Here is a 21,225-nt window from a genome sequence, read left to right as displayed (position 1 = left end):
AAAACCTTTTGTAAACACACTTACAAGACAGAAAGCTTTCAGATACTACGCTATAATCTATCTCCGAAGCAAGTCGGTTATCATCAGAGGATTTGTTGTCTTCATTTCGTCTAAGACTTTCTTTACCTCATCATAAACAGAGCTTGCCGATGTAATCCGATTCATTTCATTTGCAGTCAGTCCTACCATTTGCAAGAATGACACTTCTCCGTGCGGTGTTTGAACCTTCCCCAATTCAGGATCGGAAACAAAAGCAACCCCTACAATATTTATTTCGGCTGTAGAATTCATACGAATAGGGCCATTTGCCGGTATAACATGATATTCTTCAAACCACTTACCGCTCTTTATTACATAGCGGGCAAGATTATTCATGAGGTTGACCACCCAAGTAGGGTCGTCACCATCTTCGGCAAAAGGTTTGAGACGGAATGTAAATTCAAATCCCCATTTACTAAATTCACCTCCGGCAGCCTCTTCGTTATAATAAAGTTCTGACATGCCATAGCTTACTAAGTGACGATGAAACATATCTTTTTGCGAATCGTATATACTCACACCATCTAACGGGTCTTCCCCGCCCACCATGTAATGTACAGGAGGAGCATAATGTCGAGGTTTTTGATCTCCATAGATACCTTCCACTACCTTATCTATCTCCAGCCATCCTACAGCATCATCTTCATCGAATAAATTCTTGTATTCTTTTTGCGTCATTTATGTACTATTCTATTCTTCTAAATTACCTATTTTATTCCGAGTATTTAGCTCATAACACTCCAATATCAGTACGGTACATACAAATATAATCTTTTTAGCAAATAGGAACTGACGATATGCATAAAAAAGTGCCGGCACATGAATGCACCGGCACGTCTCTTACATTATATATCTAGTTACTCTATTGTGTATTACTTAAAATAAGTCTCATCCATGTAACTGAATTCCGATTGATCTGCCTTACGGATACCTACATAGATATCTTCCCACTGGGTAGGCCATCCGCCAAATATAGCACCCAGCCTAATTAGTTTGAATGCATGAGGACCTTTAGCCAAAGCAACCGACTTATCGCTACGTGAAAATCTACGAGCAGTTCCGTTGTTATCTTTTTCGTTAGATATTAACAATTTACCATCAATCCACAATTCATAATCTGTACTGAAGTAGTAAACACCATCTTCAGGAATATTCATGTATCCGGTAAGAACTGTAGAATAATAGTCGTCGGCATATGGTTCTGTATAATTCGGTATTCTATGCTTAGACTTCTGCGGAGCGGCTACATACTCGGTTTCGGCAGCAGTCTTGCCTTCCAATTCCGCCACTGTTCTTGTATATCCTTTGTAGTATTCCGCTTTAAGTCCGGGCTTAGCATCCTTTTCCTTCTCTACAGCCGGTGCATACGATTGCTTTTCTATAGTGATAGTACGCACATCACTCATCTTATCAGACAAGAGTACCGAACGTATTTTCAAGGTTGTATTTGCAGTAAATGTCAACGGCTTGTCATAAACCTGCGACGTCAATGCAGGCTCGCTGCCATCGGTGGTATATACCATTTTTACAGGTTCTGTTGTCTTAAATTCCAGTGTAACCTGATCTGTGAATGCTACAAAGTTACATGACGGCGCACCCTTTTGCTCCGGTAAAGGTATGTAATAATTGACATTATGCATATCAAGGCGCACGCGTTGATTATCGATACGACGCTCAAAATCTTTATAGTTTTTCTTATCTTTCGGTGTCCAATTCAGTTCAGCCAATGCAATAATACGCGGATAAATATCATATTCCATACCATTGCCATTATACTTATATTCAGTCCACACATTGGCCTGCGCACCTAAGATATGGTGTTTCTTATCTTCGGCAATCTTTTCCGGAACAGGCTCATATCCATATACTTTCTCCAAATTCAAGAAGCCGCCTATCGTTACCGGAAGGTTTTTAGCATCACCTTGGTATTTATCCAGATACATCCATGCCCCCGGAGTCATTATTACATCATGCCCCATATTTGCAGAAGCAATACCGCCTTCTTCTCCTCGCCAACTCATTACAGTAGCTGTTGGAGCAAGTCCACCTTCAAGTATCTCGTCCCAACCGATCATCTTCTTATTGTGTTTCAACAAGAACTTTTCGATACGTTGTACAAAGTAGCTTTGCAGTTTCTCTTCAGCAGAGTGAGTCTTATCCGCCTTCAAGCCAAGTTCTTTTATACGAGCCTGACACTTAGGACATACTTTCCATCTGTCTTTCGGACACTCGTCTCCACCAATATGGAAGTATTCGCTTTCGAACAAAGGAATCACTTCTTCTATTACATTTTCCAAGAACTGGAATACAGAATCGTTTCCGGCGCAATACACATCGTTTGCCACACCCCAGAAACAACGTACATCGATTGGCTTGCCTGTACAAGACAACTCGGGATATGCAGCAATTGCAGCTACACCATGTCCGGGCAATTCTATTTCGGGTATAACTTCTATAAAGCGTTCCTTAGCGTATGCCACAACCTCTTTCACTTGATCTTGTGTATAGAAATAAGGGCCATATTCGTTTCCTTCACCCTCTGTTCTCTTTGCTCCTATCTCTGTAAGCTTAGGGTATTTCTTTATTTCGATGCGCCAACCTTGATCTTCTGTCAGATGCCAGTGAAATGTATTGATCTTGAACATCGCCAACACATCCAATTGCTTCTTTATAAAGTCTACATCAACAAAGTGACGGCAAACATCGAGATGCATTCCTCTGTACTTGAATCGAGGCTCATCTTTTATTGCTACTCCGGGTACTTTCCATGCAATATTTTTCACAAGCGTAGGACTTTCTATTTCGGCAGGAAGCAACTGCATTACAGTCTGCATCGCATAAAACAAGCCATGCGGTGTTTTAGCCTGAATATCTATCCCCTTTTCGGTAACGTCGAGCAAGTAACCTTCTTCGTTAACCGGAAGATCTGCGACAATAGACAAATTAATATAATCTGTTGCAGGTTTAGTTTTTTCTATACTCAAGTTGTATCCTGTAGATGCCTTGATTTTTGCAGCAAAGTAAGCAGCAACTTTTTCCACATCTGCGTTGTCTGCTACAAACACAACACTTTTTCCAAGCTTAAAAGTATCTTCTTTTTGCGTCAATTCGAGTGGCAACGGCGTAATATTTATACCTTCATTGTATGGCTTGAGAACTGTAGATTCACTTCCTCCGCATGAAAGCATTAAAATTGTCACCATAAATAAAATGATTGGCGTAAGTCTTTTCATTAGTTTTTACAGGTTTAAAGTTTAATGATTATGGTATTTTAAGTTGATTTTACAAATATAACCATCGTTTATTGCATATCAGCCACCGAATAGTTAATTAACATTTAAAAAAGTAACATTACCTATTCCTGTTAATAATACTTCAGCGCAAGTATCCATAAAAAGCAACACACAATTTTTGTCTACAAAAAGTAACAAAAGTAACACTTAACAATACATATCTTAATGTCACTTTTCTCTGCCATAATTTAACAAACAAAAAGCCTTATTATATCAGATAAATTTAGCAAAGAAAGATACCCCTACAATATAATAATAAAGGGACACCTCACATACATGAAGCATCCCTCCTCTTTTAGTCAAACTTTGCAAATAAGCGTTAGATAGCGTTTATTTCTTTCAGAACAGCATTTGTTTTGTGAACAGCTGCTGCTGATGCTTCAAATTTTTCTTTTTCGTCTGCTGTAAGTTTAAGGTCGACAACTTTTTCCCATCCGTTTTTACCTAAAACTACAGGCACACCAATACAAATATCATTTTGTCCGTATTCTCCTTCAAGAGACACACAACAAGTAACTACCTTTTTCTGATCGTGAAGGATAGCTTCTACCACATAAGCTCCGGCAGCACCCGGCGCATACCATGCCGATGTACCAAGCAATCCGGTAAGAGTAGCACCACCAACCATCGTATCGGCAACAACCTTATCCAATGCTTCTTTAGACAAAAGGTCTGTTACAGGAATACCTTTGTATGTAGCTAAACGAGTTACAGGGATCATTGTAGTATCTCCGTGTCCACCTATTACCATACCTTCTACTTCATTCGGATTGCATCCCAATGCTTCGCTTAAGTAATATTTGAAACGTGAGCTATCCAATGCACCACCCATACCTACAACACGGTGTTTAGGAAGACCTGTCACTTTAGATGCAAGATATGTCATTGTATCCATTGGGTTGGATATGATAACAAGAACAGCATTCGGTGAGTATTTAAGGATATTTTCTGCTACACTCTTCACAATACCGGCATTTACTCCGATTAGTTCTTCACGAGTCATACCCGGTTTGCGAGGAATACCCGAAGTAATAACAACTACATCAGAGTTAGCTGTTGCTGCATAATCGTTAGTCACACCTTTTACACGTGTATCAAATCCCAACAACTGTACAGTTTGGTTCATATCGATAGCTTTACCTTCCGATACACCTTCTTTTACATCAAGCATCACTACTTCATCAGCCACTTCATTAAACGCTAGAACGTTTGCACATGTAGCACCTACATTTCCGGCACCTACTACTGTTACTTTAGACATAATAATTTGATTTAATATATTAATTAATAATTTGATTCTTTCATATTGCAACAAGACTGAAACAGATACTAAACAATCTCGCCTAAAAGCCTAACAAATGTACATGCTTATTCTGAAATAAAGAAGATTTTGCTCGTCAAAAATACCCCTATTTTATTAAAAAAAGCGAAAGGTTTTTAAATGCCTTTTGTTCAATCTGTATAAATCCGTTATATTTGTAGTCGCAGATTTTTAACATCATCATGGATACAGAAAAAAAGAGTAATTCGAAAATATTAATTGGAATAATAGCCCTGCTTATTCTGGGGATAGGCATAGCTAGTTACTTTATATTCAACCAGAAGACTCAAATTGACGAACTGCAACAGGAAAGTGTTCTGAACAAACAGCAGCTGGAAGACGAGTACGAGAGCCTGTCGATGCAATACGAAGGGTTTAAATTGAATATAAAAAATGACTCACTTCTACAAAAGCTAACAAATGAACAAACTAAAGTTCAACGGTTACTTGAAGAGTTGAAGACTGTGAAAGCTGAAAATAAAGCTGAGATTTCCCGCTTAAACAAAGAGCTGGCAACTCTGCGCCAAATATTAAAGTCGTACATCGCACAGATCGACTCTTTAAACAGGGCAAATGCTCAGCTAAGACAAGAAAAGCAGGAGATAACAAATAAGTATCAGGAAACATCGAAAACACTGAATCAGGTAACTCAGCAAAAGCAAGACTTGACCGAAAAAGTCACCAAAGCGGCCAAGCTGGATGCAACAAATATAAGCGTGCAAGCTACAAACAGCAAGGGAAAAGTTCAAAAGAAAATAAATAAAGTAGAGCAGCTGATAATCAATTTTACAATAACAAAGAATATTACTGCCGAGCCGGGTGAACGTACTATATATGCACGCATCATGAAACCCGATGATGATGTATTGACCAAAAGCAGAGCGAATACATTCGCTTATGAGAATGGAAACATCAATTACTCCATAAAGCGGGTTATAGAATACGGAGGCGAAGAAGTGGGTGTTACTATGTACTGGAATGTAGAAGAATATCTGATGCCGGGAACATACCGTGTAGATATTTTTGCTGATGGCAATAGAATAGGCAGTAGATCTTTCTCATTAGAGAACTAAAACCTTATTGATATATAAATGCAAATAGTAGAAGCTACTACAGACCATATTTATAATATCCAGGTACTATCAAATGTTATTTGGCCCGCTACATTTAGCAACATTCTTTCGCAAGAGCAGATAAGCTACATGATGGATATGATGTATAGTACGAGTTCGTTGGAAAAGCAGATGAATGAGTTAAATCATCACTATCTATTAGCCGAGGAAGATGGTGAATATTTAGGCTATTTATCATACGAGCTGAACTACAAAGGTACGCCAATAACCAAAATACACAAAATATATGTACTGCCTTCTATTCAAGGTAAAGGTGTAGGCCGCTTGTTTATAGATGCGGTGAGTAAACTAGCCCTGAAGAATAACAATACGCTTCTTTCGCTGAATGTAAACCGATATAACAAAGCGATTGATTTCTACAAACGAATGGGCTTCGATTTTTTCACAAGTGAAAATATTGACATCGGCAACGGATTCCTGATGGAAGACTATGTGATGAATAAAGACTTGTAGCTAGTCGATAATAATATCAAATTGGTTTAGCAACCCCGCCAATCCATCTTTAGAAAAACGTGCTTTTTTGATCTGATTCTGACTCAGATCTATTGAGTAATTATACGCAGTGGTAAAATCCACTTCTTGAATATTGGTATTATAAAAGATTGCTTCTTCTAAATCTGCTTCCAAAAATTTTGATTGTTTGAGGTCAGCTCCTCCAAAGTCGACTCCCTTTAATGAAGTATCCTTAAAACGAGTCTTACTCATTTTTCGCTTTTCGAAAGAGGCATAATCGAGTATGCAATTTTCAAAGTCGACATGAAAAATAAAATCGTGGCAATGATTAAATTTCACACCAAGCATTTTACAATTCTTAAAATGGATATTATTCAGAGTAGACTGATTGAGATCCGCCATCGACAAATTACAATCCATAAAAGAACAGTCCGTAAAAGTACAAGCGATCAGCTTCGAGTCCGAGAAATCGCATTTCGAAAAAGTACAATTATCAAAGGACTTTTTATGTAATCCTTCTACATAAGATTTACCTTCAAAGATTATGTCTTCACTAACAATCATGCCCTCTCCTACTCTCTGATTATTTTCACTTCTCCGGTTTTACCCAATTTTATGATACTCGATGCTTTCGATTTACTTGTATCCTCCTGCCTGTATTTTACAATATAATCTACACCTAGCTTTATCTCTTCACTTATATCATCAAAGTTAGCCGGAGCAGGCTCCCCGCTGATATTAGCAGATGTAGAAACCAAGGCTTTCCGAAAACGCTTACACAACTCTTGAGAAAATTTTTCTTTTGTGACACGGATAGCGAGACTACCGTCTTCTGCCATCAAATTAGGCGCAACATTTCGTGCTCCATCATAAATTATGGTCAATGGTTTTTCGGATAGCTCTATCAGATCCCACGCTAAAGAAGGAACTTCATCGATATAATAATCGAGCTTGATAGGATTATCGAGCAGAGTAATAAGGGCTTTACTGTCAACCCTTCGCTTTAGTTCATATACACGACGTACAGCGTCCTCGTTGGTAGCATCACAGCCTATTCCCCATATCGTATCGGTAGGATACAAAATCAATCCTCCGGACACAAGCACTTCAAAAGCCTTCTTTATATCTTCTTCCATAATTTATTTATCGTTAAGCAACTGAGAAAGGTAAACATCTTCAAACTCTTCACCTCTTTGCAACCAGTCTTTCAATATTCCGACAGATTGATACCCTGCTTTCTCAAACAAGCTGATACTATTGGTATTGCTTTGGGCTATATATGCATATATTTGGTGAAGGTACAAAAAGTCGAAAGCATAGTTGCTCATCAGTTCCAAAGCTTGTTTGGCAAAGCCTCTTCTGCGATAGTCATCATCAATGAGGATGCCAATACCGGCTCTGCGGTTGTGGGCATCGATATCGTAAAGATCAATGGTTCCAATAGTGACTTTCTCTTCTACGAGGTCTATCATCAGTCGCAATTGTTTGCTTTGATATATATCCATCTCCAAAGAATCATTAATGTACTGCCTCAGCACCAATTTGGAATACGGGGCCAAAGTATTTCCATGATACCACAAGACTGTAGAATTCTCCCAACGATATAAGATTTCTAAATCTTCGGGTTCTACAGCTCGCAAAACGATATCTTTGTTTTTCAATAGCATTTTGTAAAAGGCTTAGTAGTTAATAACTTCCTCTCTCGAACATTTCACCCAAGCGTATAAAGAAATTCTTCTTTCTTCTCCTCGCTCTTTGGCTTTCTCCCGAAGACATCATTATATTTTCGAAGGAAACTTCTCCTCTTTCCATCGCTTTTATCGCATGATATATCACTCCCCAATCAGGAAGTCCGCCCAAATTGCGGTCGTCAATAAACAAATCTGCTGTTAATTTCCGAGACGCTGTTAACGAATCCTCCTCGGGGTAATTCTTGTTAGCTGCATAAAAATGCAAGCCTTTATTTTTACAATAATCTACTGCTTCCTGCAACAGGCTGCCGTCTCGCACTGTCCAAAGAATAAGGATATGTCCATCTTGCTGCAACTGCAAAAGTGTTTCGATTGCAAAAGGAATGGAACGTCCGATTTTGGGATACTCATGTTCGACGATTGTTCCGTCAAAGTCTACTGCAATAACCATTTTATTTAATCTTTTATTTCTGATGTAGTATCGTTAGCTTCTTCTAAGGTCTTTCGGTTAGGATAACAAAAAAACAATGCAAATATAATTATAATTGTCATATAAACAGAGTTCTTTGAATCAAAGAGATACAGTCCCGCTATGTTCAATATAGCCGCCGCATCTAGTACAAACATACGCAAAATATAGGCAGGAAGATACTTCTCGAGAAACTTCTTGTGCTCCAACTCTGCTATCCTCCGATACTGAGTATGGAATAGTTTCAATGCGATTGGAATACTAGCCAACGATATTAGAATTGTATATTGTTCAAACACAACATTCGTATTTGTAGCGGTACCAAAAGTTAAACCCTTAGAGAATAATATAAATGTTAAAACAGTCAACAGCAAAAGAATGTTCGCCCAGAATAACAACATTAATGTTTTATATAGCTTTCGTTCTTTATTCTCCATTATGATTTTTACAATTTATATGACTCATTAAACAATGTCCTGTTCAGGATAGAGCGTCCCAATGTTACTTCATCTGCATATTCTATTTCATCTCCGATAGAAATCCCCCGTGCAATCATGGAAACCTTTATGTCGAAAGATGATAATTTCTTATAGATATAGAAGTTGGTCGTATCGCCTTCCATCGTAGTACTCAATGCCAAAATAATTTCTTTCACATCACCCTTGGCTACACGTGCCACCAGGCTGTCTATCTCCAGATCGGAAGGGCCTATTCCATCTATCGGGGATATAATACCTCCCAACACATGATACAAGCCTTTGAATTGCATTGTATTCTCAATAGCCATGACCTCTTTTATATTCTCTACAACACAGATGGTAGCTGCATCACGAGACTTATCCAAACAGATAGGGCAAATATCGTCATCACATATATTATGACAAACATTGCAATACTTTACTTCATGCTTCAAAGAAACCAATGCCTGAGCGAAACCTTCCACCATAGCATTGTCCTGTCTCAACAGATGCAAAATCAACCTCAAAGCCGTTTTACGCCCTATGCCGGGAAGCTTTGCGAATTCATTTACTGCATTTTCTAATAAAGCTGATGGATATTTTTGATTCATGATGCCTGAAAATTTTCGGATGCAAAGATAAGAATTATTTAAGGGATTTTCTCACTGATTCAAGACATCTTAAATCTATTTAAATATTATAAGAAGGTATTTTTAATACAATTAGAGAACAAGGCAGACTGCTTTCACTCTTTCTGACAACTCGGACAAAAGTAGATTGTACCACCCAGATATGCCTCCTTTACAATATCGCTTCCACAGATAGGGCATGGCTCTTTGTATGTTTTCTTGGATAAAAGGGTTCTATATTTACCCCAATTACCATAAAAATCCTTTTCAGTGTCACGGCCTCCTTTATCGGTCATATTGCGCAAAGTAACCTTCAGCGAATGGAACAAATCTCCTTTTTCGAGATCAGACATGGTAGATATTTTTCGTTTGGGATGTATTCCGGCTTTGAAAAAGATATCTTGTAAAACGCCGTTTCCCAAACCGGGAATCCGTTGTTGAGTACCAAGCAAGGCCTTTACCGACATATCTTTTTGTACACCGGCAAAGATTGAATCAAAATACGCCTCATCAAAAGTGTCGCTCAATGGGGAAATACTGTTCAGACTTCCGGCATGATATACATTTTGCAACTGTCCCTGATAGGCATATATGGCTCCATACATAGATACTGTAAAAGCAAGACATGTCATATCCTCGAACAATATCAACAGCTGATGTTTCATCGGATACGTCTCGGTTGCCGTATAATATTTCAGGTTTGTACCATCACTTATCGAAATATAAGTATCCTTGTCGCAGATAATATCAACAAAAGCTCCATGTCCTCTTACTGATTCTACTTCTCGCCCAACAAGTATATTACGGTACAAAGCTGGGTTGCCATTGTACCATGTAAATTTGTGCGGACTGGTTGCCTGAATAACTTTTGCTATTCGTTTTCCAGTCAGGATGGTTTCAGCTTGTGAACTTATCGTTGCCGATTCGGGTATTTCTATCATACCTACACTTATAGGTTAATAATATAATAGTAGTTTTAGGATGCAATCGATGATGCTTTTATATTTTCCTCAAACGAATTTAGTTTATTTTTCTCACCCGCCAACCATATTACGTCGCCTTCTTGGAACACAAAGCCGGAAGTGAAATTGATAATAGACTCATCTCCTCTATCGATACCGATCACCATACATTCTGTTTTTTCGCGGATACCGGCATCTACAATAGATTTATCAATAAGAGGAGATCCGGGTTCTACAAGATATTGGGATAAGCATATATGATATTCGGCTTCTTCCTCCATGAGCAAATCCTGCTCGGTCTTTTCCTCCAAGTATTGAGACAGCTTTTGCATTTCCTCATCGGAGCCCGAAACAACTAATTTATCAAATGGATATATACGTGTGTTCCCATCAGGGATATTAATCTTATTGCATCCTCTTACGATGGTTACAATATTTACACCTGTTTTTTGTCTAAAGTCTAATTCCCGCAAGGTTTTTCCGATATTGGAAAACGACTGAGAAATTTCAAATTCAGCGATATGTATATTCTTCGAACGCAGGTCATTCGCTACGGTTGGTAGAATTGCTGCATTTTTCTCTTTTAGTTTTTGTTTCAGGTTTAGATTTTCAAGAAATCGTGCCTCGATCCTACGGGACTGAGCCTTGAACCCTTGAGAGAATATAATCAACGTTACAACAACCAATGAGATAATAACCATCAATACTGTAAGCCTTGGGAATAGAGGAATCAATACCATTAGCACTAATACAATACAGATAATAATCCGGAACACAATCAGCGAAACCAATGCCCCTCTGTTGAGTCGGTTATCCTTCCACAGATTTTTGAACTCTTCGGAGCGATTTTTCTTCATCATAATAGCACGCAAGAATGGAGCCATCAGAGTGAGTGTGATAATCGCTGCTAAAATCTGCCCCCAGATACTTCCGGGAACGTACTCTACAATATATGGTGTGATAAAATTCTGGAACACCAACAAGATAGCCAAAGATATAGTGAAATATACAGCGACTAAAGTGAGTATGCTCTTCAGTAATTTCTTCCAGTCATTTTGCTTATTCACGGTATCGTATCCCGATGCGCCATATCCATCTTTAATCTTGGCGAATTTATCGGGAACCCTCTTTTCCAACCAGCCGTATGCCGTATCGGACAGCTTAATACAATACGGAGTAGTAAACGTTGTAATTACCGACACTGCTACTATGATCGGATACAGTGTATCTGTAATAACACCAAGACTAACGCCCAAAGTAGCTATGATAAAGGAAAACTCCCCTATCTGTGCCAGACTGAATCCTGACTGCATCGCCACTTTCAGGCTCTCACCCGAAGCCATGACACCTAATGTTGCAAAAATAATCCGTCCGATAAGCACAACCAAAGTAAGAATTATCACCAGCACGCCATATTCGGCAATAATCGCCGGATCGATCATCATCCCGACTGATACGAAGAAGACAGCGCCAAACAGATTCTTCAAAGGTTCCATGAGGTGCTCGATATGTTTAGACTCGATTGTCTCTGCCAATATAGATCCCATTATAAAAGCACCTAAAGCGGCGGAAAAGCCAACAATAGAAGCAAAAAGAACCATACCAAGGCAAAGCCCGATTGCCACAATCAACAAGGTCTCATCATTCAAATACTTTTTCAGCTTTTTGAGTATTGTGGGTATCATATAAATACCTACAATAAACCAAATAAGCATAAAGAAGAACAGTTTTACCACACTGTTTGCCAATTCACCGCTTTCTATATGTTGGCTCGATGCAAATGTTGTCAACAAAACCATCATTATGATGGCTGCAATATCCTCAACAATAAGCATCCCGAAGACGATTCCTGCAAACTTTTTCTTTTGCAGCCCCATATCATTAAAGGCCTTGATGATAATAGTAGTAGACGACATAGAGAGCATACAGCCCAGATAAATGCTATCCATCCGGGTCCAATCATCTATGAGATTTACAATGAATAACTGCCCCGCCAGATAGCCAATTATTATCATAGAACCCAAGTTGATAAGAGTAGCAATAGAAGCTTTACCGCCAACGTCCATCAGTTTTTTGAAACTAAATTCGAGACCTAAAGCGAAGAGTAGAAAAATTACGCCAATCTCTGCCCAGATGCCGACATTACCCATATCGGATATTTCTGGTAGGGTTTTGAATATAGATCTTACACTTTCATCCGATGCTCCCGATATATCTATAACGAGTTTCTCTATGAATTTTTTGAAGTGGAGACTTGCCAAAAATCCTGCAACAATGTACCCCAATACGACAGGTTGTTTTAGCCATTTGAATATAATAGTAACTATTCCGGCAGTTATTAATATAATTGCCAGATCACTTATAAAATCAGGAAGGTGAGCCATATAATTTTATTTTCTGCAATAAAAATTCAGTATAATTTGATATAAAAATATTCGTTCTTGTTAACAGAACGTACAAAAATGAGGTTTTTTCGATGTCTAAAATTATCAAAAAAAAATGATTCTTGAAAATAAATAACCAAAAAGTCATAGATTGCATCCTTCGCTACTTTTACTTATTTTATCATTTTTATTGCATCAATAATATATTTATGTTAGCTTTGGTGCTAGTTTTTTTTAGGTTCGATGTAAAAAAAACACTTACATAACATAATGATTCAAAACAATCCAGCTCTATTTTTACACTACAGACTGGAATTAAAACACAAAAAAAATGAAAAAGATTATTTTATTAATTGTTTCCGTCATTATAGCAGGAAGCTATAGTTTTGCACAAGAGAAGGCTTATGCACCAACGTCTTTTTGGGATCATTGGTTTATACAAGGTCAGGTCGGAGGATCTTATACCGTAAGCGAATTCCATAGCAAAGCTAAGTTTGGAGATCTCATAACTCCTCATGTCGCTATATCGGCAGGAAAATATTTCTCACCTGTAGCCGGAGCGCGTTTACAAGTGGGTGGATGGCAATCGAAAAACTATCTTGAATATACGTTAAATAAACAAGCGAAAACCGGAACTTACAAAGTGGATTATATACAAACAAGCGTTGATGGTTTACTTAATTTAACAAATCTATTCATGCCTTATAGCCCGGAGAGAGGTTTTAACCTGATTGGTATTGCCGGTATCGGTTATGCTCATGGTTTTGGAAAAGATAATATCGAAGGACTGGGAAGCATAGGTAGAACGAACAGCATTATACCACGTGTCGGATTTCAAGGAGACTTCCGTATAAGCGAAGCTGTAAGCCTTAACCTTGAGGTAATAGGCAACCTATATCCTGATAACTTCAATGGTGTGGTAGCCGACAAAAAATATGATGGTATTGTAAGCGCTCTTATAGGTCTTACTTACAACTTCACCAAAGGCGGGTTTAAGATGGTTGATGAAGCAGACCCTGCTGCAATCAGATCAATGAACGATAAGATCAACGAACTAAGAGGACAAATAGGAAGCAAAGATTCGGAAATCAGCAGATTAAAACAAGAGCTGGCCGTTAAACCTGAACCTCAGATCGTAATAGAAAAGACGAAAGAGATCAAGGAACAAACAGAAGTATTGATGAATGCTGTTGTTGTATTCCATATTGGTAGTGCAAAACTTGAAAAGAACCAAGATATCAATATTTACAATGCAGCCCGTTATCTGAAAGATAATCCACAGGTAAATGTTATAGTAACAGGATATGCCGACAAGAGCACAGGCACACCTGCTATCAATCAAAGACTTTCTGAACAACGTGCTGAGGCTGTAGCCAACGTGCTTATTGAAGAGTATGGTATCTCAAGAAGCAGAATAACAACCAAAGCCAGCGGAGATAAAGAACAACTATTCCCTACAGATCAATGGAACCGTGTAGTTGTATTTACTGCCGTTACAAAGTAAAAAGTTATTGCAAAAATAAACAAGAGGCTGTCTCACTTTTGATGAGGCAGCCTCTTGTCATATAAGAACATTCAATTATTTTTCTTTTTCTACAATTTCCGAATCAATAAGCTTTACAGGCTTTGATTTTTTGCGAAGTTTCATATTCAGAAACTCTACCAGCAAAGAGAATGCAATGGCAAAATAAATATATCCTTTAGGTATTTCACCCACCACTGTTCCAAATATAGATAGGCTAGATAAATGTGCTGCTTCTACTATTAGCATAACCCCTATCAATATCAGAAACGAAAGCCCCAACATCTGAATAGTGGGATGATCATTTACAAAACGACTTACCGGTCCGGAGAATAACAGCATTACCATTACAGCCAAAACGACAGCCGTTACCATTATGGTCATAGCACCCACATAGCCAAACTCACTGAAACTTACAAGTCCAACAGCAGTAAGTACACTATCAAAAGAGAAAACAATGTCAAGTGCCACGATCTGGGCAATAACTCCCCAAAAACTGGTTTTTGACCTGGTTGTAACCGAATCACTTTCGCCTTCTAATTTATGATGTATTTCAGTCACACTTTTATATAACAAGAAAAGCCCTCCTACTAGTATAATGATACTCTGCCCCGATATAGACCCATCGAGCCATTGTGTATCAAAACTAATAATAGGCTTGGTGAGCTTCATCAGCCACGATATACAAAAGAGCAAGGCAATACGAAAAAGCATAGCCAAAATAAGACCCACAGTACGGGCTTTGGGCTGCTCTTTGGCAGGAAGCTTAGCTGATACTATAGACAAAAATACAATATTGTCTATACCAAGTACAATTTCCAGAAAGGATAAAGTCAGAAGTGCAATCCATGCACTAGGCAAAAAGAACGTTTCTAGAATTTCCATCTTTATTTTTTGTGTCAAAATTAATAAACATTTTGACACAAAAAAGAATCAATGTTTTTTTTCGAGATAGTCTTTTATAACAGCATTTCCGTCTGTCTTTATCAATCCCAGCATATACTGAATCTTAAGCTGTAGTTTTTTTAGTTTTGTTTTTAGTTTTATCTTCAATTTTGCTTTCTTAATACATTCTCAAGAAACAAATATAAAACACAAAATATACATATACAACTTATTAGGCTAAATATTAACTTCGTTTAATTTTATTTTTGTCACGGCTACATATTAAAAAACATATTTATAAAATATGATGTATCTTTGTTTAAATATCAATAAATACATATAATCTCACAATATAGATGGCCATAAAGAAAAAGATAATCAACGACCCTGTTTTTGGTTTTATTACGATACCGAACCTGTTTTTATATAAACTGATTCAGCATCCTCTCCTCCAGCGGCTAAACCGTATCAGGCAAATGGGATTAGCTTTTTTTGTATATCCCGGAGCACAACACACACGCCTACACCATTCCATAGGGGCTATGTACCTGATGGATGAGGCAATAAAGGTTTTACGAATAAAGGGGCATGAAATAACAGACGAGGAGGCAAATGGAGCATTAGCATGTATATTGCTACACGATGTGGGTCATGGGCCGTTCTCTCATGCTTTGGAACATACGCTGACAAATGGTATTCATCACGAAGATTTTTCTTTGGCGCTTATGAATTACCTAAACAAAGAACTAAAAGGGGAATTAAGCACGTGTATATCAATATTCAAGAATGAGTATCCAAAGAAATTCCTGCACCAGTTAGTCAGCGGGCAGCTCGATGTTGATCGCCTCGACTATCTTCGGCGTGATAGCTTTTTTACAGGTGTGACAGAAGGAAATATCGGTTCGGCTCGTATCATAAAAATGCTTGATCTAAAAAACGATAAACTGGTAGTAGAAGCAAAAGGCATTTACTCTATCGAAAACTTTCTGACCTCGCGCCGGTTGATGTATTGGCAGGTGTACCTTCACAAGACGGCAGTTGCCGCCGAAAAGATGTTGATAAAAGTTCTGATACGAGCTAAAGAATTAACAAACAATGGAGTTAACTTATTTGCATCTCCTGCTTTGCAATATTTTTTACAAAAAAACATAGATAAAGCCTATTTCGAAAAGAAAATGGACGAAGTACTGCTTCACTTTGTTAAGTTAGATGATAATGACATTTGGAGCGCACTAAAGGTATGGGCTGATCACGATGATGTTGTATTATCAAAATTGAGTGATTGCCTTGTAAACAGAAAATTGTTTAAGATAGAAATAACGAATGAAGAGCTTCCGGCCTCCTATATACAGAAGTATATAGAGCGATATATGAGTGAATTTAATATTACAGAAAATGAAGCGTCCTATTTCTGTTCATCAGATGTTATCTACACGAATATGTATAATGAAGTAGACGACAGCATCGATATTTTATACAATGATGGCACAATAAAAGACATATCCGAGGCTTCGGACATGCTCAATATACAACTGCTATCAAAAAAAGTAGAAAAGCACTATTTTTCCTATCTTAAAATATTACCGACAAACAATTAAAATAAAGATATATTACTTTTGTACTTAATTATGAATATAGTACAGGTCGAACAATATATAGACGAGAACCAGCTGTTAGAAGACGGTAGCAAGGTTATTGTAGGGGTTAGCGGTGGAGCCGACTCTGTCGCTCTACTGGATATCCTGCACACGTTGAAATATAAGTGTGTGGTGGCACATTGCAACTTTCATCTTCGGGGAGAAGAGTCTAATCGTGATGCTTTTTTCGTAGAAGAATTATGCCAGAAGTACAACCTTAAATATGAAAGGGTAGATTTTGATACAGAGGCCTATGCCGAGATTCATTCTATCTCGATAGAAATGGCAGCAAGAGAGTTGCGATATAATTGGTTTGAACAAATAAGGACAATCCATCTGGCTGATAAGATTGCGGTCGCACATCATCGTGACGATTCGGTAGAAACCATACTGCTAAATCTGATCAGAGGAACGGGAATTAGAGGATTGACCGGAATAGCTGCCCAAAACAATAACATCATTCGCCCTCTTCTATGCCTCAGCAGAAAAGACATCTTAGAGTATCTTAAAGACAGGGGATTGAAATATGTAGATGATAGCACCAACAATGAGGACTTGTATACACGTAATAAGATAAGGCTAAATATTATCCCATTACTGGAAACAATCAACCCGTCTGTAAAAGATTCCATTATCCGTACAGGCGAGCATTTATCGCAGGTGGAGAATATATATAATTTTTATATCCAACAGGTAAAGACTGATGTGTTGAGTGACGATAGCATCAACATCCGAACGCTGATTAAATATTTAGAGCCGGAAGCGATACTCTATGAGTTGCTTGCTCCTTACAATTTTAATACAGCAACGGTAAGACAAATTTTTGAATCGATAATAAGTCAGTCCGGGAAGATATTTTACTCCGACACCCACAAGCTGATTAAGGATAGGGAATTCTTTATAATAAAGAAAAGGGAGAAACTCTCAGTAGACAGCTTTCTGATAAGGGAAGAAGATCGCTTGATGAGCTATCCATTACAGCTATCTATCGAAACAATCCAAATAGATAATGGCTTTGTAATAGAGAAAAATAAAAACATTCTCTATCTGGATAAAGATAAAATAAAATTCCCGCTAACACTCAGAAGGTGGCATCAAGGCGATTGGTTTATCCCATTCGGAATGAAGGGCAAGAAAAAGGTGAGCGATTATTTCACCGATCAGAAATTTAGTTTGTTCGAAAAAGAAGAAGCCTGGCTACTTTGCTCAGAAAATGATATTGTGTGGATTGTCAGCGAACGTTCCGACGATCGATTTAAGATAGACAAATCTACCAAGCAAATCCTAAAAATACAGATAACAGATAATCCATTATAAAAAAAAGCACCTCTATTATAAAAAATGACGAATATCTTTTATAAATCTACTTAATGGCAAAAGATTAAAAAATAAGGATATTATGTTCAAGTTAATATAAAAACTAAATATTTTTAGTCTTTTCTTTATATTTTGTCTTTAAATCATCAAGGGTTGTCTGATGCACGTGTATATATTTTTCACCTGATTTCAACTTAGCTTCAATCTCTTTTTTCAAGTCATTATCTATTATTGATAAAGCAATATATTTTGTAAAGAATGTTATTTGCTTTTTAATATATCCATTCATAATATACCAAGAGTCTTTTTCCCTTTTTTCGTCTATTATCTTTTGTTTTTCTATTTTTCTCAAAAATATCTCATTTTCTCTTTGAAACTTCGCATCTTCTCTAAGTAATTTTCTAGCCAAAGCTAAAGTTTCTCTTTCTTCTGCTTTTTTTCTCTTTTCAGCTTCTTTTTGCGCTGCTTTATGAGCTTTTGAAATACCAGATATTATGCCAATTCCTAGTTTAAATAGACTATTAGCGGCTTTACTAGAACTCTTTTTTCTACCAAAAGGATTTCTTGAATATCCTATACCCATAGTTTATAGAATTTAAGGTTTATTCTACAAACTTAAAAAAATCATTTATTATCCTCTTGTTTCTCCTAAGAATTTTTCAATATTATGGATTGATTTTATTTTTCTAATCCTCTCAATCTCTTTAATAAATCTACTTATTTTATCAGAGGTGCTTTTGTATTTAGTTTGACACTTATTTCAATTCGTATCCGGCTTCCTTAGCGTATGCTTTTTGGGTATTTGCTAACTGCTCAAAACTCGCATTATAAGCATCCATTTTAGCATCATATTCGTCCGAAATCTTATCGAACTCTTCGTCCGAAGATTCTTCTGTTAAAGTGGTAAATTTCCTTCCGGCTTCTACGATTGCTCTTAGATCTTGGTATGTTTTCAAAGCAGCGTTTTTAAATTCCTCTGCACCTTTTGGAGCCTCTAAAGCTTTCACAATATCCAGTTCAGCGTCTATCTTCACCAATGCACTATCTGTTGCAGCAGCAATACTTTCATAAGATCCGGAAGCAATAGCCGCAGAAAGAGTCTCTGTATACGAATCGCTTACATGAGAAATCGTCTCATTTGCCTCTACAATCGTATCGTTAAATTTAACGGGAGATGTGCCTCCACAAGAAGTTAAAATAAGACTTACTGTGAGTAATGATAATAATAATTTTTTCATTTCTAATTATGTTAAGATTTTTAATAAGAAATCAAAGATAGCTAAAACATATATTGAAGCCAATCTTTTAAGAAGATAAGGCTCTCTTCTTAGCCAAGAACTCTTTGATTCCTCCGATATGCTCACGCACTTTTTTATCCGAAAATTCATATACTTTTGTCACCAGCCCGTCCAAGAAATCACGGTCGTGGGAAACAAGGATAACTGTTCCATCATAATCTAGCAAGGCATTCTTCAGTACCTCTTTAGTCTTCAAGTCCAAGTGGTTTGTAGGCTCATCGAGAATAAGCAGATTTACAGGTTCAAGCAACAGCTTTATCATAGCTAAGCGTGTTCTCTCCCCTCCCGAAAGTACTTTTACTTTCTTCTCCGAATCATCCCTGTTAAACATAAATGCTCCCAGAATATTACGAATTTGAGTACGTATATCCCCTTCGGCAACCCGATCGATAGTCTCAAAAACTGTGAGATCTTCATCTAACAAATCAGCCTGATTCTGTGCAAAGTAACCAACCTGTACATTATGTCCTAAAAGTATACTGCCATCGTATGATGTTTCGCCCATCACGCATTTTACAAATGTAGATTTTCCTTCTCCGTTCTTTCCTGCCAAAGCAATTTTCTCGCCACGCTCTATCATCAGATTGGCATTTTCAAAAACAAGATAGTCATCATATTTTTTCGTTACCATATCTACTGTCAACGGATAATTACCTGAACGAGTAGCCGGCTGGAAGCGAATACGGATTTGCGATTTGTCTTCTTCATCTATCTCCACACGCTCCATCTTTTCCAATTGACGGATACGGCTTTGAACAAGCACCGCTTTAGCCGCTTGCGCTCTAAAGCGTTCTATAAATTCTTCTATCTCGGCTATCTGTTTTTGTTGAGCCTCCCATGCATGTATTTGTTGTTGGCGACGTTCCTGTCTGAGCTCTACATATTTAGAATAGTTTACCTTATAGTCGTAAATACGCCCCATGGTTAACTCAATCGTACGTGTAGTTACCGCATCGATAAAAGCTCGGTCGTGGGAAATAAGAACCACAGCTTTTGCCTGAGTATTTATAAAGTCTTCGAGCCAACCAATAGATTCTATATCAAGGTGATTTGTAGGCTCATCGAGCAACATCACATCGGGATTACTCAACAAGAGTTTAGCAAGTTCGATACGCATACGCCATCCTCCACTAAATTCGTTGGTAGGACGATCGAGATCGGCACGCTTAAAACCCAGACCAAGTAATGCTTTTTCTACTTCACCTTCAAAGTTGACATCTTCTACCATCGCCAAGCGTTCGTGGGCATGAGTAAAGTCATCTATCAGTTTGGAATAATCATCAGATTCGTAGTCCGTACGTGTTTCCAACTGCTTATTCATATCCTCAATCTTTGCTTGCAGATCGAAGATATAAGAGAATGCTAAAGATGCTTCTTCACGGACTGTACGCTCATCGGTAATTTTCATTACCTGAGGAAGATACCCAACGGTAACACCATCAGGCCCGGTTATTGTCCCTCTGAAGTGCGTATTGACACCTGCCAGAATTTTGAGCATAGTACTTTTTCCCGCTCCATTCTTACCTACAAGCGCAATTTTATCTTTATCATTAATGATATAGCTGATATTATCGAACAATACTCTATCCCCTAACTCAACTTTTAAGCTGTCAACAATTAACATCGAATCTCTATTTTATTTTTTGAAGGTGCAAAGGTAGAGAAAAATAAGACACGAAATATCAAAACGAATTACTGTTAATCGTTATCGTTGGAAATAGGAAAGAGAAGATA

General features: G+C 37.7%; 20 protein-coding genes. 5 read left to right on the top strand and 15 right to left on the bottom strand.

Annotated features, from left to right (window positions below; translation table 11 throughout):
- Positions 1–57: 57 nt before the first annotated feature.
- The 3 genes from PKC55_RS01850 to mdh all read right to left on the bottom strand — a co-directional run bounded on the left by PKC55_RS01850 (position 58) and on the right by mdh (position 4,593).
- Positions 58–717: a suppressor of fused domain protein gene (locus PKC55_RS01850; RefSeq protein WP_291128681.1), complete on the bottom strand. Its 660-nt coding sequence runs from the start codon at positions 715–717 to the stop codon at positions 58–60.
- Between the two features lie 194 nt (positions 718–911).
- Entirely contained in the window at positions 912–3,272 is a 2,361-nt protein-coding gene (locus tag PKC55_RS01845) for a family 20 glycosylhydrolase (protein WP_291128682.1), read from the bottom strand.
- A gap of 379 nt (positions 3,273–3,651) precedes the next feature.
- Positions 3,652–4,593: a malate dehydrogenase gene (gene mdh, locus PKC55_RS01840; protein WP_324371599.1), complete on the bottom strand. Its 942-nt coding sequence runs from the start codon at positions 4,591–4,593 to the stop codon at positions 3,652–3,654.
- Positions 4,594–4,835: 242 nt separating this feature from the next.
- Between mdh and PKC55_RS01835 the strand changes: the two genes are divergently transcribed.
- Positions 4,836–5,726, top strand: a complete 891-nt coding sequence (locus tag PKC55_RS01835; RefSeq protein WP_135105016.1) for a DUF8429 coiled-coil domain-containing protein — start codon at positions 4,836–4,838, stop codon at positions 5,724–5,726.
- Between the two features lie 18 nt (positions 5,727–5,744).
- Positions 5,745–6,239, top strand: coding sequence for a GNAT family N-acetyltransferase (locus PKC55_RS01830; protein WP_283686045.1), 495 nt, complete (start codon positions 5,745–5,747; stop codon positions 6,237–6,239).
- Here the strand turns inward: PKC55_RS01830 and PKC55_RS01825 are convergent, their stop codons facing one another.
- From PKC55_RS01825 to PKC55_RS01790, 8 genes are all read right to left on the bottom strand, one after another.
- A complete protein-coding gene (locus PKC55_RS01825; protein ID WP_283686044.1) occupies positions 6,240–6,803 on the bottom strand; it encodes a pentapeptide repeat-containing protein in 564 nt (187 codons plus the stop codon). It abuts the gene before it with no gap.
- 8 nt (positions 6,804–6,811) lie between these two features.
- On the bottom strand, positions 6,812–7,375 hold the full coding sequence (locus tag PKC55_RS01820; RefSeq protein WP_291128522.1) for an L-threonylcarbamoyladenylate synthase: 564 nt from the start codon (positions 7,373–7,375) through the stop codon (positions 6,812–6,814).
- A gap of 3 nt (positions 7,376–7,378) precedes the next feature.
- A complete protein-coding gene (locus PKC55_RS01815) occupies positions 7,379–7,906 on the bottom strand; it encodes a GNAT family N-acetyltransferase (RefSeq protein ID WP_283686042.1) in 528 nt (175 codons plus the stop codon).
- A gap of 19 nt (positions 7,907–7,925) precedes the next feature.
- Positions 7,926–8,381, bottom strand: a complete 456-nt coding sequence (locus PKC55_RS01810; RefSeq protein ID WP_291128520.1) for a BT0820 family HAD-type phosphatase — start codon at positions 8,379–8,381, stop codon at positions 7,926–7,928.
- Between the two features lie 5 nt (positions 8,382–8,386).
- Positions 8,387–8,836 (bottom strand): hypothetical protein, encoded by a 450-nt coding sequence (locus tag PKC55_RS01805; protein WP_135105010.1) that lies wholly within the window; start codon positions 8,834–8,836, stop codon positions 8,387–8,389.
- 8 nt (positions 8,837–8,844) lie between these two features.
- Positions 8,845–9,468, bottom strand: a complete 624-nt coding sequence (recR, locus tag PKC55_RS01800; protein WP_283686040.1) for a recombination mediator RecR — start codon at positions 9,466–9,468, stop codon at positions 8,845–8,847.
- A gap of 134 nt (positions 9,469–9,602) precedes the next feature.
- Positions 9,603–10,427 carry an endonuclease VIII gene (locus PKC55_RS01795; RefSeq protein WP_291128517.1) on the bottom strand — a complete coding sequence of 275 codons (825 nt, stop codon included), beginning with the start codon at positions 10,425–10,427 and terminating at the stop codon, positions 9,603–9,605.
- Between the two features lie 35 nt (positions 10,428–10,462).
- Positions 10,463–12,832, bottom strand: coding sequence for a monovalent cation:proton antiporter family protein (locus PKC55_RS01790; protein ID WP_283686038.1), 2,370 nt, complete (start codon positions 12,830–12,832; stop codon positions 10,463–10,465).
- 331 nt (positions 12,833–13,163) lie between these two features.
- On the opposite strand from PKC55_RS01790, the gene PKC55_RS01785 reads away from it, so the two are divergent.
- Positions 13,164–14,336 (top strand): OmpA family protein, encoded by a 1,173-nt coding sequence (locus tag PKC55_RS01785; RefSeq protein WP_291127708.1) that lies wholly within the window; start codon positions 13,164–13,166, stop codon positions 14,334–14,336.
- Between the two features lie 75 nt (positions 14,337–14,411).
- Here the strand turns inward: PKC55_RS01785 and PKC55_RS01780 are convergent, their stop codons facing one another.
- On the bottom strand, positions 14,412–15,239 hold the full coding sequence (locus PKC55_RS01780) for a TerC family protein (protein ID WP_135105005.1): 828 nt from the start codon (positions 15,237–15,239) through the stop codon (positions 14,412–14,414).
- A 356-nt stretch (positions 15,240–15,595) separates the two neighbouring features.
- Here PKC55_RS01780 and PKC55_RS01775 point away from each other — a divergent pair, with 356 nt between their 5' ends.
- The gene (locus PKC55_RS01775; RefSeq protein ID WP_135105004.1) at positions 15,596–16,837 is read left to right on the top strand and encodes an HD domain-containing protein; all 1,242 of its coding nucleotides are present in this window, start codon (positions 15,596–15,598) and stop codon (positions 16,835–16,837) included.
- A 30-nt stretch (positions 16,838–16,867) separates the two neighbouring features.
- Positions 16,868–18,193 carry a tRNA lysidine(34) synthetase TilS gene (gene tilS / locus PKC55_RS01770; RefSeq protein ID WP_291127702.1) on the top strand — a complete coding sequence of 442 codons (1,326 nt, stop codon included), beginning with the start codon at positions 16,868–16,870 and terminating at the stop codon, positions 18,191–18,193.
- 103 nt (positions 18,194–18,296) lie between these two features.
- Here tilS and PKC55_RS01765 read toward each other — a convergent pair whose 3' ends face one another.
- The 3 genes from PKC55_RS01765 to PKC55_RS01755 form a co-directional block, all read right to left on the bottom strand.
- Positions 18,297–18,776, bottom strand: coding sequence for a hypothetical protein (locus PKC55_RS01765; protein WP_291127699.1), 480 nt, complete (start codon positions 18,774–18,776; stop codon positions 18,297–18,299).
- Between the two features lie 172 nt (positions 18,777–18,948).
- A complete protein-coding gene (locus tag PKC55_RS01760; RefSeq protein ID WP_283686032.1) occupies positions 18,949–19,431 on the bottom strand; it encodes a hypothetical protein in 483 nt (160 codons plus the stop codon).
- Positions 19,432–19,498: 67 nt separating this feature from the next.
- Complete coding sequence (locus tag PKC55_RS01755; RefSeq protein ID WP_291127696.1) at positions 19,499–21,115, bottom strand: ABC-F family ATP-binding cassette domain-containing protein; 1,617 nt, start codon at positions 21,113–21,115, stop codon at positions 19,499–19,501.
- Positions 21,116–21,225: the final 110 nt, after the last annotated feature.

Origin of the sequence: Dysgonomonas sp., assembly GCF_035323175.1 — a bacterium.
Lineage (GTDB): Bacteria > Bacteroidota > Bacteroidia > Bacteroidales > Dysgonomonadaceae > Dysgonomonas.
Note: the sequence above shows the minus strand (reverse complement) of the source record. Positions and strands in the feature narration are given on the sequence as shown.